Genomic DNA, 19,840 nt, shown 5'->3' with positions numbered 1-19,840 from the left:
CGGCTTCGCATTATCACCTGCGCACCCATCGGATTCGTCCCGATCCTGCACGTTATAACTCGCAATTCGGCGATTAAAGCGAACTCTGCTGTCTTTAAACAGTCACATAACGGTTGATACAACGACACCAGGTCGGGAAAAGCTAATTTCATGAATTATATTAAAAGTTTAACGCAGCAAAAGCTGTCACTGCTGCTTGCGTTATATCTCGGCATCTTGTTGAATTTGCCGATTTTTTATCGCCGTTTTGATGGTTTCTTAACAAAATCCACCGCCTCTAACTGGTTCTCTGCTGCAGCAGAAGTCATGGCCGCCATGTTGGCTACGTTCTTCCTAATGCGCTTAATTTCGCTGGGAGGAAAATGGGCTTATCGCATTCTTGCCACGCTGATTGTGGTGATTTCTGTCGCCGCCGCTTATTACATGGCGTTCTTCAACGTGGTGATTGGCTACGGCATCATCGCTTCGGTAATGACCACCGATATCGATCTGTCGAAAGAAGTGATTGGTATGCACTTCATCTTGTGGATGGTGCTGGTCAGCGCGCTGCCGCTGCTGCTGATTTGGCGCAACAACCTGAGCCAAACGCTGATTGAACAACTTAAAACGCCAGGGCAACGTCTTAAGCCTATGGTGATTATGTTGTTGAGTGTGGCGCTGGTGTGGCTGCCGATTCGTTATTTCGACAAGTTGCAGAAGGTGAATGAAGAGCTCACTAACATCGACTTGCCAAGTTACGGCGGTGTCGTGGCGCACTCTTACTTGCCATCCAACTGGATTGCCGCGCTGGGGCTGTTTGCCTGGACCAAAGCCGATGAAGAGTGGGATGGCAAAGAGCTGGTGGATCCGGCGAAACAGTTTACCTATGTCGCACCGCCGGGCATCGACGACACTTATATGGTGTTTGTGATTGGCGAAACCACGCGCTGGGATCACATGGGCATGCTTGGCTACGATCGTGATACCACGCCGAAGCTGTCGAAAGAGAAAAATCTGGTGGCGTTCCGCGGTGAATCTTGTGATACCGCCACCAAGCTGTCGCTGCGTTGCATGTTCGTGCGCGAAGGCGGCACCATGGATAATCCGGGTCGTACGCTGAAAGAGCAGAACATCTTTGCCGTGCTGAAAGAGCTCGGTTTCAGCTCTGAATTGTTCGCCATGCAGAGTGAAGTGTGGTTCTACGATAACGCCGATACCAATAACTTCTCCTTCCGTGAGCAGATTGGTTCGGAGAAGCGTAATCAGGGCAAAGCGGTTGATGACATGCTGTTAGTGCCGGAATTGCAGGCTTCATTGCAGCGTTTCCCGAAAGGCAAGCATGTGGTGATTCTGCACACCAAAGGCTCGCACTATCTCTATTCGCAGCGTTATCCGCGTAGCTTTGCGCGTTACCAGCCGGAATGTATGGGCGTGGATGAAACCTGTAGTAAAGCGCAGTTGATTAACGCTTATGACAACTCGATTTTGTATGTCGATACCATGCTTGATAGCGTGCTCGATCAGCTGCGTGATAAGAAAGCGATTGTGTTTTACGCCTCCGATCACGGCGAATCGATCAGCGAGAATATGCACTTGCACGGCACGCCGCGTGAAATGGCGCCGCCGGAGCAGTTCCGCGTGCCAATGATGGTGTGGGCGTCGGACAAATACCTGGCCGATCCTACCAATCGCAGCAACTTCGAACGCTTGCAAGCGCAGCAGCGCGTGGGCAAAACCCATCGCCACGTTGAGCTGTTTGACACCATTCTGGGTTGCCTCGGCTATACCTCGCCAAATGGCGGTATTAAAGAAAGCAATAACTGGTGTGCGTCTCCGGCGGCAGCGACGCCAGCCAAAGCGCTGTAATGTGGATGGGGTTGTAGGGGCGCCATGCAGGGTGACCGCTGTTCAGAACCTGCTGAGCAGCAGGGCTTTTAAGGCACTGCTTGCTTTCCAGGCGATCAAACGGCTTTTCTGCAAAAGGGATTGACGCTTTTTTAGCAGCGCAGTAATATGCGCCCCCATCGGCGAGTAGCGCAGCTTGGTAGCGCAACTGGTTTGGGACCAGTGGGTCGGAGGTTCGAATCCTCTCTCGCCGACCATCTTTCGAAGAAACCTGCTTTTATAAGCAGGTTTTTTTTCGTCTGCGATTTGTGTGGATCAGGCTGAAATACCGGGCCGCTCCGTAAAGTCGCCGTGGACACATCCCTGTGGGCTCTGCCGACGGAGTACTCGCCCCATCCCTGGGGCTCGCCCGCTAGCGGGCAACGCTTCGCGTTGTACAAAAATGCTCCCGGCATTTTTGTCCATGCGTCGAAAGCTTTATTCCGCGGCCCGCATTCCATCCTTTATTCAATTCTGCTGCGTTCTGTTTTACAGCGAAGCCAATCGTACAGGCGATGGAAAGGCAACTCGATTAGCAAAGCGTCCGCCGCAGGGATGCGGCGGCCGAGGCTACAGGGACGTATTCACGCCGTCTTTGCGATCGAGTTGCCTTTCCTGAGCAACAGACCAATAATCCGCAAAACCCGCGCATTCATCCCTTACATTGGTTAAATCGCTATTACTCACCATTATCCCCACTTTCACCCCTCAATCCCTTACCAAATCTAAGCTGCCCGCTTAATTCGCGACACATTCTTCTTATGACCGGTTTCTGCATCATGCTGATTTCTTATGCCATTTCACTAGCACATTCCGCTGCCTGAACGTCATAACGCACGCAGAATCGTTCAGATATTCAACATTTACCAATAAGTTTTGTGTGTTTTTTAGCGGTGATAATCACTGTCATTTGACTGTATAGCCAGATAATCACGCGGGTTTGAGTGCTTTATCACCTTTTTTAATTTTGGCTCAGCCGCAGAAGGGTGTTTTTTATCGTTGCTTGCACTTACTCACACTCTGTGTAAATAACCCCACACTGTATTGACGTTCATTGCAACTGTTGACAAATTGATGCGTCAATAAAATGTAGAGACGGGCCGCTCGGCAGATTCCACGGTGCCTGGGCCATCACAATAACCGCTCACATTTGATTACTCTTAATTGACCTGCCCGAACCGCATAAAAAAATCAGAGGTCGGGCGACGCACACAACATCACATCACAATGGAGCAAAACATGATCAACTCCCTGGCTAAATCCAGGATGCTGAAGGTCGGTCTTAGCCTGATTGCTATGACCGTTGCCGCTGGTGTCCAGGCGAAAACCCTCGTTTATTGTTCAGAAGGTTCGCCTGAAGGTTTCAACCCGCAGCTGTTCACATCGGGCACTACTTACGATGCGAGCTCCGTACCGATCTACAACCGTCTGGTTGAGTTCAAAACCGGTACCACCGAGTTGCAGCCGGGTCTGGCAGAAAAATGGGATGTGAGCGCGGACGGTAAAACCTATACCTTCCACCTGCGCCAGGGCGTGAAGTGGCAATCCACTAAGGACTTCAAGCCAACCCGCACCTTCAATGCTGATGATGTGGTGTTCTCCTTCGAGCGTCAGCTCGATAAAAACAACAAATATCACGGTGTTTCTGGCGGCAGCTACGAATACTTCGAAGGCATGGATATGCCGAAGCTGATCGCCAAAATCGAAAAAGTTGACGATTACACCGTACGCTTCACCCTGACGCGTCCAGAAGCGCCGTTCATTGCTGACCTCGGCATGGACTTCGCCTCAATCCTGTCTAAAGAGTACGCCGACAACATGCTGAAAGCGGGTACGCCTGAGAAGCTGGACTTGAATCCAGTGGGCACCGGTCCATTCGTGTTGCAGCAGTACCAGAAAGATTCACGCATTCTGTACAAAGCCAACCCAGATTTCTGGGGCACCAAGCCAAAAATCGATCGCTTAGTGTTCTCCATCACGCCTGATGCTTCTGTGCGTTACGCCAAATTGCAGAAAGGCGAATGCCAGGTGATGCCGTATCCAAACCCGGCTGATATCGCGAGCATGAAGAAAGACGACAAAATTAACCTGATGGAGCAGCCTGGTCTGAACGTCGGTTACCTGTCGTTCAACACCGAGAAAAAACCGCTGGATAACGTGAAAGTGCGCCAGGCACTGACCATGGCGGTTAACAAGCAAGCCATTATTGATGCCGTTTATCAGGGCGCTGGCCAGGCCGCGAAAAACCTGATTCCACCAACCATGTGGAGCTACAACAACGACATCAAAGACTACGCTTACGATCCTGCCAAAGCGAAAGAGTTGCTGAAAGAAGCCGGCATGCCAGATGGTTTCTCCATCGATCTGTGGGCGATGCCCGTTCAGCGTCCATACAACCCGAACGCACGCCGCATGGCGGAAATGGTTCAGGCCGACTGGGCGAAAATTGGCGTGAAAGCCAAGATCGTGACCTTCGAATGGGGCGAGTATCTGAAGCGTGCTAAAGCCGGTGAACACCAGACCGTGATGATGGGCTGGACCGGTGACAATGGGGATCCGGATAACTTCTTCGCGACGCTGTTCAGCTGTGCAGCGGCGAAAGACGGTTCTAACTACTCACGTTGGTGTTCTAAGCCGTTTGAAGATCTGATTCAGCCTGCTCGTGCTGAAGCCGATCACAACAAACGTATTGAACTGTACAAACAAGCTCAGGTTGTGATGCATGATCAAGCGCCAGCGCTGATCATCGCGCACTCAACCGTTTATGAGCCAGTGAGTAAGAAAGTGACCGGCTACGTGGTTGATCCATTGGGCAAACATCACTTCGAAAACGTCGATATCCAGNCGCGCACTCAACCGTTTATGAGCCAGTGAGTAAGAAAGTGACCGGCTACGTGGTTGATCCATTGGGCAAACATCACTTCGAAAACGTCGATATCCAGGAATAACCTTTCGGATTATCGCGGTCAGGGCCAGTGTTACTGGCCCTCGGGCGGCACCTGCGCCGCCCGTGTTCCGCACTTTTTTTCCGGCTAATTCTAATTATTGAAGCGCTTCTTGCGTCGCGTCCGGCTATGGCTGGCTGCGGGTGTTAAGCAATGTTGTCCCCGGCGTTAGCGCCATGGGAAATGTCAGAGAACCAGGCTTATGCTGCAATTCATACTCCGACGTTTGGGCTTAGTCATCCCAACGTTCATCGGTATCACACTGTTGACCTTCGCGTTTGTCCACTTGATCCCCGGCGATCCGGTACTGATCATGGCTGGCGAGCGCGGCATCTCTCCCGAACGTCACGCGCAATTAATGGCGCAATTTGGCCTCGACCAGCCGATGTGGAAGCAATATCTCACCTACATCAATGGCGTATTACATGGCGACCTCGGCATCTCGCTGAAAAGTCGTATCCCGGTTTGGGACGAATTCGTACCGCGTTTCAAAGCGACGCTGGAACTCGGCATCTGCGCGATGTTGTTCGCGGTGGCTGTTGGTATTCCTGTCGGCGTGCTGGCGGCGGTAAAACGCGGCTCCATCTTCGATCACACCGCCGTCGGCATCTCGCTGACCGGTTATTCAATGCCGATTTTCTGGTGGGGCATCATGCTGATCATGCTGGTGTCGGTGCAGTGGAACCTGACTCCGGTTTCCGGGCGCGTCAGCGACACCATCTTCCTCGACGACAGTCATCCGCTTACCGGCTTTATGCTGATTGATACCTTGCTGTGGGGCGAAGAGGGCGATTTCAAAGATGCGGTGATGCACATGATATTGCCGGCTATCGTGCTCGGCACCATTCCGCTGGCGGTGATCGTGCGTATGACGCGCTCCTCAATGCTGGAAGTGCTGGGTGAAGACTACATCCGCACCGCGCGCGCTAAAGGTTTGACGCGTATGCGCGTGATCGTGGTGCACGCACTGCGCAACGCCATGCTGCCTGTAGTGACGGTGATCGGTTTGCAGGTTGGTACTTTGCTGGCCGGTGCGATTCTGACCGAAACCATCTTCTCGTGGCCGGGACTCGGTCGCTGGCTGATCGAAGCGCTGCAACGCCGTGACTATCCGGTAGTGCAGGGCGGCGTGTTGCTGGTGGCGATTCTGATCATTGTGGTCAACCTGCTGGTTGATCTGTTGTACGGCGTGGTCAATCCACGTATCCGTCATAAGAAATAAGGGGGAATCATGTCTGCTGTTGATCCCGCAAGCGTAACTGCTGCACCCAAGCCGATGACCCCGTTGCAGGAATTCTGGCACTACTTTAAACGTAACAAAGGCGCAGTCATCGGCCTGGTTTACATCGTTCTGATGCTGTTGATTGCCATCTTTGCCGATGTGCTGGCTCCGCACGCACCGGCTGAACAGTTCCGCGATGCGTTGCTGCATCCGCCAGTTTGGCAAGAAGGCGGCAACTGGAGCTACATCTTGGGTACCGATGATGTTGGCCGTGATGTGTTGTCGCGTCTGATGTACGGCGCACGCCTGTCGCTGCTGGTTGGCTGCATGGTGGTGGTGTTGTCGCTGATTCTCGGCGTGATTTTTGGCCTGATGGCCGGCTATCTCGGCGGCGTGGTTGACGCGATTATCATGCGCGTCGTCGATATCATGCTGGCGCTGCCAAGCCTGCTGCTGGCGTTGGTGCTGGTGGCGATCTTTGGTCCGTCGATTGTTAACGCCTCGCTGGCGATTACCTTCGTGGCGCTGCCGCACTATATCCGTCTGACGCGTGCCGCCGTTTTGGTGGAAGTGAACCGCGATTACGTCACCGCCTCAAGCGTGGCGGGTGCCGGTACGCTGCGTCAGATGTTTATCAATATTCTGCCTAACTGCCTCGCACCACTGATCGTGCAGGCGTCACTAGGTTTCTCCAACGCCATTCTCGATATGGCGGCGTTGGGCTTTCTCGGTATGGGGGCGCAACCGCCAACGCCGGAGTGGGGCACCATGCTCTCTGACGTGTTGCAGTATGCGCAAAGTGCCTGGTGGGTTGTGACATTCCCTGGTGTCACCATTCTGCTTACGGTTCTGGCATTCAACCTCATGGGCGATGGTTTGCGTGATGCACTCGACCCGAAACTCAAGCAGTAAAGAGGCACCGAGATGGCGTTATTAAATGTAGACAAACTATCGGTGCATTTCGGCGACGAAAAGACACCGTTCCGCGCGGTTGACCGCATCAGTTATCAAGTTGAGCAAGGCCAGGTGGTTGGCATCGTCGGTGAATCGGGCTCGGGGAAATCCGTCAGTTCACTGGCGATAATGGGCCTGATCGATTATCCCGGCCGTGTGATGGCCGAAAAGCTGGAATTTAATCAGCGCGACTTGCAGAAAATCTCCGAAAAAGAGCGCCGCCAGCTGGTGGGTGCTGAAGTAGCGATGATTTTCCAGGACCCGATGACCAGCCTTAATCCGTGCTATACCGTGGGTTTCCAAATTATGGAAGCGCTCAAGGTGCATCAGGGCGGCAGCAAAAGAACTCGTCGTCAGCGAGCGATTGATTTGCTGGATCAGGTCGGTATTCCCGATCCGGCTTCGCGTCTGGATGTTTATCCGCATCAGCTCTCTGGCGGTATGAGCCAGCGCGTGATGATTGCGATGGCGATTGCCTGCAAACCAAAACTGTTGATTGCCGATGAGCCGACCACCGCGCTCGACGTAACTATTCAGGCACAGATCATCGAACTGCTGCTGGAGTTGCAGAAGCAGGAGAACATGGCGCTGATCCTGATTACCCACGATCTGGCGCTGGTGGCCGAAGCGGCACAGCACATCATCGTGATGTATGCCGGTCAGGTAGTCGAAAGCGGTAAAGCGGTAGATATCTTCAAAGCGCCGCGTCATCCGTACACGCAAGCGCTGCTGCGCGCATTGCCAGAGTTCGCCGCTGATAAAGCGCGTCTGGCTTCGCTGCCGGGCGTGGTGCCGGGTAAATACGATCGTCCAACCGGCTGCTTGTTGAATCCGCGCTGTCCATATGTGACCGATCGCTGCCGCAGTGAAGAGCCTGAGCTGCGTGATATTCCGGGCCGCCAGGCCAAATGTCACTTCCCACTGGATGATGCCGGGAGACCGACTTATGAGTCTTGATAACACCAAGCAGGATTACCTGCTGCAGGCGATTGACCTGAAAAAACATTACCCGGTGAAGAAAGGTCTGTTTGGCCAGGAACGTCTGGTCAAAGCGCTGGACGGCGTTTCGTTTAACCTCGAACGCGGCAAAACGCTGGCGGTGGTGGGCGAATCGGGTTGTGGTAAATCCACGCTGGGTCGTCTGCTGACGATGATTGAAACACCCACCGAAGGCCAGCTGTATTGGCACGGCCAGGATTTGTTAAAGCACGATCCGCAGGCGCAGAAACTGCGTCGCCAGAAAATCCAGATCGTGTTCCAGAACCCGTACGGTTCGCTCAATCCGCGTAAAAAAATCAGCCAGATTCTGGAAGAGCCGCTGGTGATCAACACCTCGTTGACCAAGGCGGAGCGCAAGGAAAAAACGCTGGAGATGATGGCGAAAGTTGGCCTGAAGACCGAGCATTACGATCGCTATCCGCACATGTTCTCTGGCGGCCAGCGTCAACGTATCGCGATTGCGCGTGGATTAATGCTCGATCCTGATGTGCTGATTGCCGATGAACCGGTTTCTGCGCTCGACGTTTCCGTGCGTGCGCAGGTGCTCAACCTGATGATGGATTTGCAGCAGGATTTGGGTTTGTCGTATGTGTTCATCTCGCACGACTTGTCTGTGGTCGAACACATCGCTGACGAAGTGATGGTGATGTATCTCGGCCGATGCGTGGAGAAGGGCAGCAAGGAGGCGATTTTCAGCAATCCGCGCCATCCTTACACCCAAGCGTTGTTATCCGCCACGCCGCGTCTCAATCCAGACGATCGCCGTGAGCGCATTAAGCTGACCGGCGAATTGCCGAGCCCGCTTAATCCGCCGCCGGGTTGTGCGTTCAATGCTCGCTGTCGTCGTCGTTTTGGCACCTGCGTTCAGCTTCAGCCAAAACTGAAGCAATATGGCGATCAGCAAATTGCTTGCTTCGCGGTCGATCAAGACGAAAATCAGCCGGTGGGCGTGTAATAAATCACGGCCATAAATGATTAAAGGCTCCTGCGGGAGCCTTTCTTTTATGCCCAATAATACATCAGTAAAATTAACACCAGATAAGCATATTCTTTTGGAAACTTTAAAAGCATTACTTCACTGCATCTGTAATCAATTGGTCCTGATCAAGATATAAATCGTTAAGGCAAATTCTTATTTTCGTCAGGATTTCGTGAGCGCCATCACACAGCAATAAAATCCGCAACTTGCAGCGCAATAGCGTATTTTCAGTAGCTTAGGTTAAAATCCCCGCCGTGATTATTTCTGTTAATCGATATTAATTAATCTCCGTCCCTAAATATGTGCATGCTTCTTGCATATCCGCTTTTTCAATCTTTAAGATAGAATTCTTTTATTGAATGCGACGTTTTAATAATCAGATTTGTCTCACCGTCTTTTAATGTGTGTGATATATTCGCGGAAAATTCCCTCCCGCTTTTACAGGCTCTGATCATGAAGAACTATGACGATCTGCAGCGTTTCAAAGAGAAAACCCAGACACTGGATATCGCTTTTAAAGATATGTCCGGGCAATCGCAAGAAGCCGATCAAAGTCAGTGGGCGTTGCTCCGCCAATTGGCCTCTGAACAAGAGCCTGAATTAGGCAGCGGCCAGCGTATCGATTTGCCGCAGCCACAGCCGATTCGCGGTGATGAATTTGCCGCGCCGACAGCGCCTGCACCAGCCGCACCTGCGGTGGCCGCTGCGCCTGACGCCACGCCGCGTGGATCGATTCTTGATAGCTTAGGCGCATCCACGCCAGCCGCTGCACAGCCCGCGCCTGCGGCGACATCATCCTTATTCCCGCCTGCGCCACCGGCTAAACCGGCGTCTGCACCGGCGTCATTGGCACCGAAGGCGACATTGGTGGAGCGTCCGGCGACGACATCCTTGTTCCCGCCAGCGAAACCCGCTGCGGCACCGGCTGCGGCTGTGGCCCAGCCGATTGCTGCTGCACCTGCGCCAGTTGCGCAGCCGGTTATCGCGCCAGCACCGGTTGCCCCAGCGCCCGTGCAGACCTTTGCTGCACCGCCGCCAGCGCCTCGCCCAGCCGCGGCTGAGCCTTCGCGTTTTGGCGCACTGTTCCGCTCGCGGAGTGCGGAGCCTGCTAACCTTGCCAAAGAAACACCATTAAAACCGCTACTGGAGAAGATTGCGCTATGCCGTTAGTTTGTGTGTGCTCGCCAAAAGGGGGAGTAGGGAAAACCACCATGGCGGCCAACCTTGCGTGGAGTCTGGCTCGCGCTGGCAGCAAGGTATTGGCAATCGATTTCGATGTGCAGAACGCACTGCGCCTGCATTTCGGTGTACCGCTGCATGATGGTCGCGGCTTTGTGGCGCGTTCTGAAGAGCAGGCAGACTGGAGCCAATCAATTCTGACAACCGGCGGCAATATCTTTGTCATGCCGTATGGCGATGTAACGGAAGAGCAGCGTGAGCGCTTTGAAGAGAACCTGACGAAAGACCCGCATTTCCTGCGTCGTGGTCTCGACACGGTATTAAATTATCCTGGCTTAGTCATTATTGCCGATTTCCCGCCAGGTCCAGGCCCGGCGCTTAAAGCAATGCAAGCACTTGCCGATATGCATTTAGTGGTGATGTTAGCGGATACCGCATCGGTTTCTTTATTGCCGCATATTGAAAATGACAAAATGATTGGTCAGCCGCTAAATAATAAGCGTGGTCATTATTTCGTGCTTAACCAGAGCGATAATCGCCGCAATATTAGCCGTGAAGTCACCACTTTTATGCAGCAACGTTTAGGCGAGAATTTATTAGGCGTGGTGCATCGTGATGAAAGTGTCGCGGAAGCCAATGCCTCGCAACAATCTGTCTATGATTTCAGCCCGGCATCAGCGGCCGCGTTTGATATCGAATTAGTGGCAAAACGCGTAGCCAATATCCTGAATATTACCGTGGGCAACGGTGAAGTTCAGGCGCCTATTCGCAGCCACTATTAATAATGAGGCCGAGCCTGGCCGCATAATAACAACACAGCTTCTTCAGGGTGAATCATGAGTAAACTCGGGTTTTACCTGCTGCTGCTGGTGCTTGCACCAGTCGCTGCGGTAATCGTCATCACGCCTATGGACAGCCAGAAGCAATATATCTTTGGCTTAATCAGCATCGGGATGATGTTTTTACTGGGCTTCAGCAAAAGCCGCAAAATAACCATCGTGATGGTTATCCTTTCTGCATTGATGTCGACCCGATATATCTGGTGGCGCACCACGGAGACGCTGCAATTTAATTCTGAGGTTGAAGCGATTCTCGGTATTGGCTTATATCTGGCCGAACTGTACGTCTGGCTGATTTTAATTCTCGGTTTCTTGCAAACCACCTGGCCATTAAAACGCACCATCGAACCGCTGCCGGATGATACCAGCCTGTGGCCAACGGTTGACGTCTATGTGCCGACCTACAACGAAAGTCTTGATGTGGTACGCGACACCGTATTGGCGGCGCAGTGTATTGATTATCCGCGCGACAAATTAAAAGTTTATTTGCTGGATGACGGTAAGCGCAGCGAATTTGCGGTATTTGCCGCTGACGCTGGTGTGGGTTATATCACCCGCGATGACAACAACCACGCCAAAGCCGGTAACCTCAACCATGCCATGAAGATCACCAAAGGTGAGCTGATTTGTATTTTTGACTGCGACCACGTCGCAACGCGTACTTTCCTGCAAGCCACCGTTGGCCCGTTCCTGAAAGATCCGAAACTGGCGCTGCTGCAAACGCCGCACTATTTCTATTCGCCAGACCCGTTCGAGCGTAACTTGCGCGCCGCGCGTAGCATCCCGAACGAAGGTTCACTGTTCTACGGCCCGGTGCAGCAAGGTAACGATAACTGGAACGCCACCTTCTTCTGCGGCTCGTGTGCGGTGATTCGCCGTAGCGCGCTGGAAGAGATTGGCGGCTTTGCGGTGGAAACCGTAACGGAAGATGCGCACACCGCATTGAAAATGCAGCGCCTCGGTTGGGGTTCGGCTTTCCTGGCGATCCCGCTGGCGGCTGGCTTAGCGACCGAACGTTTGGGTCTGCACGTGGTTCAGCGTAACCGCTGGGCGCGTGGCATGACGCAGATCTTCCGCGTCGATAACCCGCTGTTTGGTCGTGGCTTAAAGTGGCAGCAACGTTTGTGCTACCTCAATGCCATGCTGCACTTCCAGTTTGGCTTGCCGCGCGTCGCGTTTCTGACTGCGCCGCTGGCGTATTTGCTGTTCAACCTGAACATCATTCACTCCTCAGCTTCGCTGATTTTCGCCTACGTACTGCCGCATCTGGTGATGTCGCTGTACGTCAACTCGCGGATGAACGGCAAGTTCCGTTACACCTTCTGGGGCGAAATCTACGAAACCGTGATGTGCTTCCACCTGGTTATCCCAACCTTGCTGACCATGCTGGCACCGAAGCGCGGCAAGTTTAACGTAACGGATAAAGGCGGCTTGCTCGATCAGGGCTTTTTCGATTTCCACATCGTGCGTCCACACGTGATTGTGGCGGTGTTGCTGACCATCGGTATCGTGGCGGGCGTGGTGCGAGCGGTAGCGCATGATTACTTTGGCGTTGATCCCTACGTTATCGCCCTCAACGTCGGTTGGGCGGTGTTCAGCCTGATCATCCTGATGGCGGCGATTGCCGTGGCGCGTGAAACCAAACAGGTGCGTAAAACCATCCGCATCGAGGTGCAGATTCCTGCGGTGATTCACTACGCCAGCGGCATCTCTTCACGCACGCAAACCAGCGATCTGTCGATGGGTGGCGCGCAGTTGGATGCGCCAGATAATCGTCACGAACAAGACGAAATCGAAGAGATCGATCTGCTGCTGAAATCCGGCACCATCACCATTCCAGTGAGCAAAATCTCTGGCGATGAAGAGAGTATTCGTCTGCGCTTTGAAGATATGCCGTTGTCGCGGCGTCGTGAGTTGGTGCGCGTGGTATTGGCGCGTGCTGATGCGTGGATTCAGCCGGAATACAAACAAGACAATCCATTGGTTTCACTTGGCACCATTATTCGTACCGTGTTTGAGCTGTTCTGGCTGACCTGGAAAGATCGCCGTGAGAAGCGTAAGCGTGCCAATCAGCCTGCGGTAAAAGAGGACAGCGCTGCATGAAGAATTTGACGCAAACGCTGCTGGCAAGCTCGCTGGCAGCGGCGCTGGTACTCGCGCCAGCATGGGCAGAAACGCCAGCGGTGACGCAGGATAGCTCCGCGCTCTCCAACGTGCCGCCGCCGCAAGGCATTGAAAGTGAAGCCGATCAACAACTGAAGCAAGCCGCAGGCACCGCACCTTACGCGCCAGCGGAAACCGCACCGAGCACTGAAAACGCAGTGCCTGCGGCAAGTGATGCAGCGCCAGCAGCCAGCGATGCCACGCCTGCGCCTGAAATGGTGCTGCCTTCTGTTGCTCCTGCGCCAGCGCCAGTAGCAATGCTGAACCAGCCAGTCAGCAGCGTGATTTCCGTCGCGCAAATGGGCCAGCCGCAAGGGATTACCTTGACTGGCGGCCAGCTGCAATCCGGTATCGTGTTCACCTTGCCGAGTGATGAAGTGATCACCAACGCGCGCCTGAATTTATCGTTGCGCGTCTCGGCAGCGTTGGCGGCGCGCAACACCTCGCTGCAACTGATGCTGAACGGTCAGCCGTTGGGCACCTTGCCGCTGGGTTCCAGCGATAGCGATGTCAGCGACTATCAGCTGGATATTCCGGCCGCGATGGTGGTTTCCAGCAACAACCTCAGCTTCAAGATCAATGATGCCGATAAGTTGCTGTGTGAGAAAGAGAGTGCGCAGCAGTATCAGGTCTCGATTCTGCCGAAAACCACGCTGAGCCTCGAAGGCCAGCAGCTGAATATCGGCACCAGCCTGCGCAACTTCCCGCGTCCATTTATCGACGCACAGCGCATGACGCCAGCCAGCGTGACCTTTGGTTTTGCGGCTAACGCCGAGCCAGATAGCGTCAGCGCCGCCGCGTTGGTGGCATCGTGGATGGGTATTCAATCGGACTATCGCGGCATTCGTTTCCCGGTTATCCGTGGCGATCTGCCGGAGCACAACGGCATCTTGATCGGCCATCCAGGTGACAAAATTGGCACGGTAACCTTGCCTGCGACCAATGGCCCGCTGTTGCAAGTCATCGATAATCCGAACAACCCGGTCTACAAATTGTTGCTGGTGGTGGGTGCGAATGACGATCAACTGCGTCAGGCGGCGAACCGTTTAACTACCCAGCCGCTGGCGACCGATGCCAGTAGCCTCAACGTGCAGCCGCAGCCGATTGGCCTGCGTAAACCTTACGATGCGCCGCGCTGGATCAACACCACGCGCCCGGTACGTTTGAGCGAGCTGCTGCGTAAAGATCAGAGCCTGACCACCACCGGTATTTGGCACGATGCGTTGAGCGTCAACTTCCGCGCCGCGCCCGATTTGTTTATGTGGGATGGCGACACCATTCCGGTGGAGCTGCACTATCGCTTCCCATCAGAAAGCTGGATTGATGAGAACAACTCGTTCCTCAACGTGATGATCAACGGCACGTTCCTGCGCAACCTGACGGTGAACAAAGTCGGCTTGCTGGAAAGCGCCTGGCATCGTCTGGGCGGCGACGCGCGTCAGGAACATTACACCCTGCAGCTGGAACCGTACCTGATTTACGGTGACAACCAACTGGCGCTGTATTTCAACATCAAGCCGAAAGCGGATGCGCCGTGCGGCGTGTTGCTGAACAACAACATCAAAAGCCGCATTGAAGAGGATTCGTGGATTGATTTGAGCCACACGCGCCACTTCACCATGTTGCCGAACCTGTCGTACTTCGTCGGCGCCTCGTTCCCGTTCTCGCGCCTGGCGGACTTCTCGCAGACCACCTTGCTGCTGCCAGAAAAACCGAGCGATGCGGAAATTTCCACGCTGCTGGATATGGCGTCACGCGCCGGTAACGCCACCGGTGTTCCGCTGTTGCAGAACCAGGTGTTGTTCGGCCTGCCTAACGGTGGCACTAACTTAACGCGCTTGCAGCAGAGCGATCTGCTGGCGGTAAGCACCACGCAAAACAACGACTTCAATCAGTCGATGCTGGCGAACACGCCGTTTGATACCAGCGGCAATACGCTGGGCGTGAAAGACCCAACCACCATGGACAAGCTGCGCGGTTGGCTGACTGGCGATTGGTATCGCCAGCAGTTGGATGCCGATCGTTACTTCTCGTCTAACGAAGCGTGGCGCGGCTTTGTCAGCTATCGCTCGCCGTGGAACCCGGATCGTTTGGTGGTGATGACGGTGGCGACCAGCGATCAGCAATTGCTGCGCCTGCATGAAGACCTGAATTCCGCGCGCATTAACGCCGGTATTCGTGGCGATACCGCCATCATCACTGATGAGAACGGCATCCGCAGCTTCCGCGTTGGCCCGCAATTCCCGAGCGGCGAAATGCCTTGGTACATGATGGTGGTGTGGTATGCCAACCAGCACTCAGTGCTGATGGCGTTGGCGGCATTGCTGCTTTCAGCTCTGGTCGGCGGTGGCGCCTGGGTGATGCTGAAACGTCATGCGTGGCGTCGTCTCAACCCAAAAGTTGATAGCAAGTCCGGCAAGAAGTAAGGATAAAAACAATGAAAAAACATCTGTTAAGTGCCGGTATCCGTCATGCCCTGATTCTGGGTGGGGCACTGACGCTCTCGCAGCCGCTGCTGGCGGCCGAGAGTACCAATCCTGCGTTACAAGCGCTGTTCGATCAGGCGGCTTACTGGCATCAGAAAGCCCACGACGATTTGGCCAAATCATCGCTGCAAAAAGTGTTGATGGTGGAGCCGAACAATACGCAAGCGCTGTATCTGCTGGCGTTGTATTCGCAGCAAAGTGGCAGCACAGCGGAAGCCGCGCAGTGGCGTGCCCGTTTGAGTGCCGCGTCGCCGAACGATCCGCATCTCACCGAGCTGGATAACGCGCGTCAGCTGCAAACTATTCCGCAGGCGCAGCTACAACTGGCGCGTCAGCAAGCGCGCAGCGGCAACATTCAGGCGGCGCTGCAAACCTGGCGCAACACCTTTAGCGGCAATGAGCCGCCGCCGAGCGTGGCAGCAGAATATTATCTGACCATGGCGGGCGATCGATCGCTGCTGCCGCAGGCGGTAGAAGCGCTGCGTCAGTTCTCGGCCGATCATCCGCAAGATACCGGCGCGAAGTTGGCGCTGGGCAAAGCGATGACCTATCAGGAATCGACGCGTCGTCAGGGTATCGATCTGCTCGGCAGTCTGGCGGATGGCAACAAAGAAGCCGACCGCTCGCTGCGTCAGGCGCTGTTGTGGCTCGGCCCGCAGGCGTCTGATGCCTCGATTTATCAAACCTGGCAGCAGCGCCATCCGCAAGACAATGCGGTGATGGATTATTACCGTAAAAACGTCGGCGGCGCTGAGAAAGGGGCTGGCTTCACCGCTCTGAACAGCGGCGACGTCAGCAATGCGCAGAACAACTTTGAGAAAGTGCTGCAAGCCAACCCGCAAGATGCTGATGCGTTAGCCGGCATGGGTTATGTGGCGCAGCGTGCCGGTCGTTATAGCGAAGCCGCGGATTATCTGACGCGCGCCGCGCAGATGGGCGGTGATCAAAGCGAAACGCGCCAGAAGCAGGCGGCGGATGCGCGTTTCTACGCACAATTAGCGACTGCACAGCAGGCGCTGAAAAATGGCGACAGCGCGCAAGCGTTGGCGCTGAGCGAACCGTTGGCGCAGGCCGACGGCGAGAAAGGCGTATCGGCCAAGCTGTTCCGTGCGGATGTACAGCGTCGCAGCAATCAGCTGGATCAAGCCGAGCAAACTTATCGTTCAATCCTGCAAAGCGATGCCAACAACCGCAACGCCAAAGAAGGCTTGTTCTACGTACTGCGTCAGCAAAATCGTAGCGCCGAAGCCAACACCTTGCTGGCGTCCTTGCCAGACAGCGTGCGTCAGAGCGTGGCACCGCGCGGCAGCAGCACCGATCCGATTCGAGCTCAGGCCAAGCGTGAGCTGGCGGCTGGCAACAACAGCGCGGCGATTGCTACGCTGAACAGCGGCATTCAACGTTATCCGAACGATGGTTGGTTGCGTCTGGATTTGGCGCGCATCTATCGCGCGCAAGGCGATAGCATGATGGCGGCAAATATCATGCAGCCCACCATGCGCACCGGCGCCAGCACCGCGGAACTTTACGCGGGTGCGTTAAACGCCAGCGAAAGCGGTGCCTGGCAGCAGGCGAGCTTGTTGCTGTCACGCATTCCTAACGGCAGCAAAAACAGCGATATGCGTGAGCTGGCGCAGCGTGTGAACTTCAACCTGCAAATGACCACCGCCGATCAATATCTGGCGCAGGGTTCAAATGCAGCGGCAGCCAACACCTTGCGCGCGCTGGCGGCCACGCCGCCGTCGAATCCGGTTGATGCCGGGAACCTGGCGCAGAAACTGGCAAAAGCTGGCGATCTCACCACCGCGGTTTCGGTGGTGCGCAGCAATATGCAGCGCGGTATTCAGGGCAACGCCGGAGATTATGCGGCGCAGGTCGCGGTGCTGAATCAAGCCGGTTTGAATACCGAAGCGCAGAGTTTCCTCAGCAGCCCGGAATTGCAGGCACGCAGCACGCCAACGCAGCTGGCCGGGATTCGCAATGGTTACGTGATCAACGAAGTGGATCGCTTGCGTGAGCAGAAACAGTACGCCGCCGCTTACGACAAGCTGGTTGGCGCGCTGCAACACGATCCGCAGAACCGCGATTTGATGTTCGCGATGGCGCGTCTCTATCAGTCCGGCAAGATGAACAAAGAAGCTGGCGTGGTGTACGACTACCTGATGACGCAGGACACCGCGACGCAAGATGCGCGTACCGGCGCGATCAACGTGGCGCTGGCGCAGAACGATGTCAACAAAGCCAATACCTTAACGCGCGGCCTGCGCAATGAGCAGTCGCCGGATCGCTTGCTGTTGCTGGCACGCGTGGCGGAAGCCAACGGTGAACACAGCCAGGCGATGAGTTATCTGCGCACCGCACGCGGCCAGTTGATCGGCTTGCAAGGGGCGCAAACTGGCAGCGTGCCAAGCGTGGGCGGATTGGCGATTGCAGATAATCCGTTCATCAATCGCAGCACTTCACCGGTTTCCGGTTCGCCATCCAGCTATGGCGCGGTGATGCCGTGGCAAGCGGCGCCCGCCAGCGATGCGACCAGCAGCGCGTCCGGCGTGACGCTGGCGAGCAACACGCCAGCGATTCAGCAGAGCCAAACGCTGCATCAAATCGATACCATGATGGACGATCTGCAAGAGAAAACCGGCACGTGGGTGCAGGGGCAAATGCAGGTGCGCGGTCGTGATGGCGAATCAGGCTTGAGTAAACTGACCGAAGCCAAAGCGCCGCTGACCTTCTCCACCGTGCCGTTTGGCGAGTCACGCTTTGACTTCACGATGACGCCAGTTTCCCTCACCGCCGGCAGCGCCGGTGGCGATGCATGGCGTCGTTTCGGCACCAACTCGCTGGTGCAGGGGCAAGTGGTGGCATCGGGCGCGGCGAAAATCGACGACGTGCCAAACTCCTCAACCGATTCACAATCTGCCACCGGCGTTGAGCTGAACATGGCGCTGAAGGGCGACAGCTACAAGATCGACCTCGGCAGTACGCCGCTCGGTCAGGACTTGAGTACGCTGGTGGGCGGTGTGCAGTGGTCACCGAAACTCACGGACTTCCTGACGCTGATCCTCACTGGTGAACGTCGCGCGATGACCGACAGCTTGCTCTCTTATGTTGGCGTCGAAGATAAAACCAGTGGCAAACGCTGGGGCCGCGTGACCAAAAACGGCGGTAACGCCTTGCTGAGCTACGATAACGGCGATGCCGGTTTCTACGTCGGCGGCGGCGCGTACAGCTACATCGGTGAAAACGTGGCGAGCAACAACAGCGTGCAGGCTACCGCCGGTGCGTATGTGCGTCCTTATCACTTCGACGACCGCGAGCTGAAAGTCGGCATGAGTTTGTCGTGGATGGATTACTCGAAAAACCTTAGCTACTTCAGCTACGGTCAGGGCGGCTACTTCAGCCCGCAAAATTATGCGTCGGTGTCGTTCCCAATCGAATTCAGCCGCAAGTTTGACGACCTGAAAGTGAATGTTGGCGGTTCGGTGGGTTATCAATCCTACAGCCAGGATAAGAGCGCCTACTTCCCGAACAATCCGGACTATCAGGCACAGCTGCAAAGCCTGGCCGATCAGGGCTACGTGAAGAACGCGTTCTACAGCGGTGAAAGCAAGAATGGCATTGGCTATAACTTGCATGCCGGTGCGGATTACAAAATTAACAAAGATGTCAGCATTGGCGGCCAACTTGGCTACGACACCTTTGGCGATTACAACGAAAGCACAGCCAATCTGTACTTCCGTTACATGTTCGGAGACTACTAATGAGTGAGCAAGTAACCGCGCGCGTTAACCATCCACATCAGCCAGGATGGTTTGATCTGGTTAGCGCGATGATTGAGAGCATGCTGGACAACGCAGGCGAGGAAGCAGAAGGCTTCCTTAACGGTGTCGGCGCATCGCTGGCAACCCGCTATCCTTTACCAGAAGCGCGCACCGTGCAGGATCTGGAGCGTGAAATCAATTTGCAGCTGGCGCGTTTTAACTGGGGCTTTGTGCAGTTACAGCCCAAGGAAAATGCCATTTTGCTTCAACATCATGCGTTGCCGCAGGGCGACAGCAACGTGAATGTTGAGCGTTGGCAGTTGGCGTTAAGCGCGGTGTTAGCGGGCGTGTATGCGCAATGGCTGCAAGCGCAAGGCGGCAGCGCGTCAGTGCCTTTAATACTTGAGAAGAATGACGGCGGCACGCTGCACTATCGATACCAATAGGAAG

The 19,840-nt window shown here is 55.0% G+C and carries 12 protein-coding genes and 1 tRNA gene; all 13 read left to right on the top strand.

The annotated features are described in order from the left end of the window. Nucleotides 1-150 precede the first annotated feature (150 nt). Entirely contained in the window at nt 151-1,845 is a 1,695-nt protein-coding gene (gene eptB / locus ACPUC7_RS14785) for a kdo(2)-lipid A phosphoethanolamine 7''-transferase (RefSeq protein ID WP_494923488.1), read from the top strand. Nucleotides 1,846-2,004: 159 nt separating this feature from the next. Then, nucleotides 2,005-2,081 (top strand) — tRNA-Pro (locus ACPUC7_RS14780). Nucleotides 2,082-3,102: 1,021 nt separating this feature from the next. Continuing rightward, on the top strand, nt 3,103-4,737 hold the full coding sequence (dppA, locus tag ACPUC7_RS14775) for a dipeptide ABC transporter periplasmic-binding protein DppA (protein WP_494923487.1): 1,635 nt from the start codon (nt 3,103-3,105) through the stop codon (nt 4,735-4,737). Between the two features lie 273 nt (nt 4,738-5,010). After that, on the top strand, nt 5,011-6,030 hold the full coding sequence (gene dppB / locus ACPUC7_RS14770) for a dipeptide ABC transporter permease DppB (protein ID WP_343553414.1): 1,020 nt from the start codon (nt 5,011-5,013) through the stop codon (nt 6,028-6,030). A gap of 9 nt (nt 6,031-6,039) precedes the next feature. Then, nucleotides 6,040-6,942 carry a dipeptide ABC transporter permease DppC gene (dppC, locus tag ACPUC7_RS14765; protein ID WP_049852294.1) on the top strand — a complete coding sequence of 301 codons (903 nt, stop codon included), beginning with the start codon at nt 6,040-6,042 and terminating at the stop codon, nt 6,940-6,942. A 12-nt stretch (nt 6,943-6,954) separates the two neighbouring features. After that, nucleotides 6,955-7,941: a dipeptide ABC transporter ATP-binding protein gene (gene dppD, locus ACPUC7_RS14760; protein WP_222213140.1), complete on the top strand. Its 987-nt coding sequence runs from the start codon at nt 6,955-6,957 to the stop codon at nt 7,939-7,941. Beyond that, a complete protein-coding gene (dppF, locus tag ACPUC7_RS14755; RefSeq protein WP_343553416.1) occupies nt 7,931-8,938 on the top strand; it encodes a dipeptide ABC transporter ATP-binding subunit DppF in 1,008 nt (335 codons plus the stop codon). The genes dppD and dppF overlap by 11 nt, the downstream gene beginning before the upstream one ends. Nucleotides 8,939-9,415: 477 nt before the next feature. Then, entirely contained in the window at nt 9,416-10,132 is a 717-nt protein-coding gene (gene bcsO, locus ACPUC7_RS14750; RefSeq protein WP_494923486.1) for a cellulose biosynthesis protein BcsO, read from the top strand. Continuing rightward, nucleotides 10,123-10,923, top strand: a complete 801-nt coding sequence (bcsQ, locus tag ACPUC7_RS14745; protein ID WP_494923485.1) for a cellulose biosynthesis protein BcsQ — start codon at nt 10,123-10,125, stop codon at nt 10,921-10,923. The genes bcsO and bcsQ overlap by 10 nt, the downstream gene beginning before the upstream one ends. A gap of 54 nt (nt 10,924-10,977) precedes the next feature. Continuing rightward, the gene (gene bcsA, locus ACPUC7_RS14740; protein ID WP_343553953.1) at nt 10,978-13,083 is read left to right on the top strand and encodes a UDP-forming cellulose synthase catalytic subunit; all 2,106 of its coding nucleotides are present in this window, start codon (nt 10,978-10,980) and stop codon (nt 13,081-13,083) included. Continuing rightward, nucleotides 13,080-15,569 (top strand): cellulose biosynthesis cyclic di-GMP-binding regulatory protein BcsB, encoded by a 2,490-nt coding sequence (bcsB, locus tag ACPUC7_RS14735; protein ID WP_494923484.1) that lies wholly within the window; start codon nt 13,080-13,082, stop codon nt 15,567-15,569. Before bcsA ends, bcsB begins: the two co-directional genes overlap by 4 nt. A gap of 11 nt (nt 15,570-15,580) precedes the next feature. Then, complete coding sequence (locus tag ACPUC7_RS14730) at nt 15,581-19,390, top strand: cellulose biosynthesis protein BcsC (protein ID WP_494923483.1); 3,810 nt, start codon at nt 15,581-15,583, stop codon at nt 19,388-19,390. Beyond that, nucleotides 19,390-19,836 carry a cellulose biosynthesis protein BcsD gene (bcsD, locus tag ACPUC7_RS14725; protein WP_494923482.1) on the top strand — a complete coding sequence of 149 codons (447 nt, stop codon included), beginning with the start codon at nt 19,390-19,392 and terminating at the stop codon, nt 19,834-19,836. Before ACPUC7_RS14730 ends, bcsD begins: the two co-directional genes overlap by 1 nt. Nucleotides 19,837-19,840: the final 4 nt, after the last annotated feature.

The sequence above is a fragment of the Pantoea sp. CFCC18179 genome (assembly GCF_059412405.1).
This window is presented reverse-complemented; position numbering and strand designations above follow the sequence as displayed.

Coding starts and splice junctions, on each gene's coding strand:
- dppF (WP_343553416.1), top strand. CDS start 7,931: ATGAGTCTTGATAACACCAAGCAGGATTACCTGCTGCAGGCGATTGAC.
- eptB (WP_494923488.1), top strand. CDS start 151: ATGAATTATATTAAAAGTTTAACGCAGCAAAAGCTGTCACTGCTGCTT.
- dppD (WP_222213140.1), top strand. CDS start 6,955: ATGGCGTTATTAAATGTAGACAAACTATCGGTGCATTTCGGCGACGAA.
- bcsO (WP_494923486.1), top strand. CDS start 9,416: ATGAAGAACTATGACGATCTGCAGCGTTTCAAAGAGAAAACCCAGACA.
- bcsD (WP_494923482.1), top strand. CDS start 19,390: ATGAGTGAGCAAGTAACCGCGCGCGTTAACCATCCACATCAGCCAGGA.
- ACPUC7_RS14730 (WP_494923483.1), top strand. CDS start 15,581: ATGAAAAAACATCTGTTAAGTGCCGGTATCCGTCATGCCCTGATTCTG.
- bcsA (WP_343553953.1), top strand. CDS start 10,978: ATGAGTAAACTCGGGTTTTACCTGCTGCTGCTGGTGCTTGCACCAGTC.
- dppB (WP_343553414.1), top strand. CDS start 5,011: ATGCTGCAATTCATACTCCGACGTTTGGGCTTAGTCATCCCAACGTTC.
- dppC (WP_049852294.1), top strand. CDS start 6,040: ATGTCTGCTGTTGATCCCGCAAGCGTAACTGCTGCACCCAAGCCGATG.
- bcsB (WP_494923484.1), top strand. CDS start 13,080: ATGAAGAATTTGACGCAAACGCTGCTGGCAAGCTCGCTGGCAGCGGCG.
- bcsQ (WP_494923485.1), top strand. CDS start 10,123: ATGCCGTTAGTTTGTGTGTGCTCGCCAAAAGGGGGAGTAGGGAAAACC.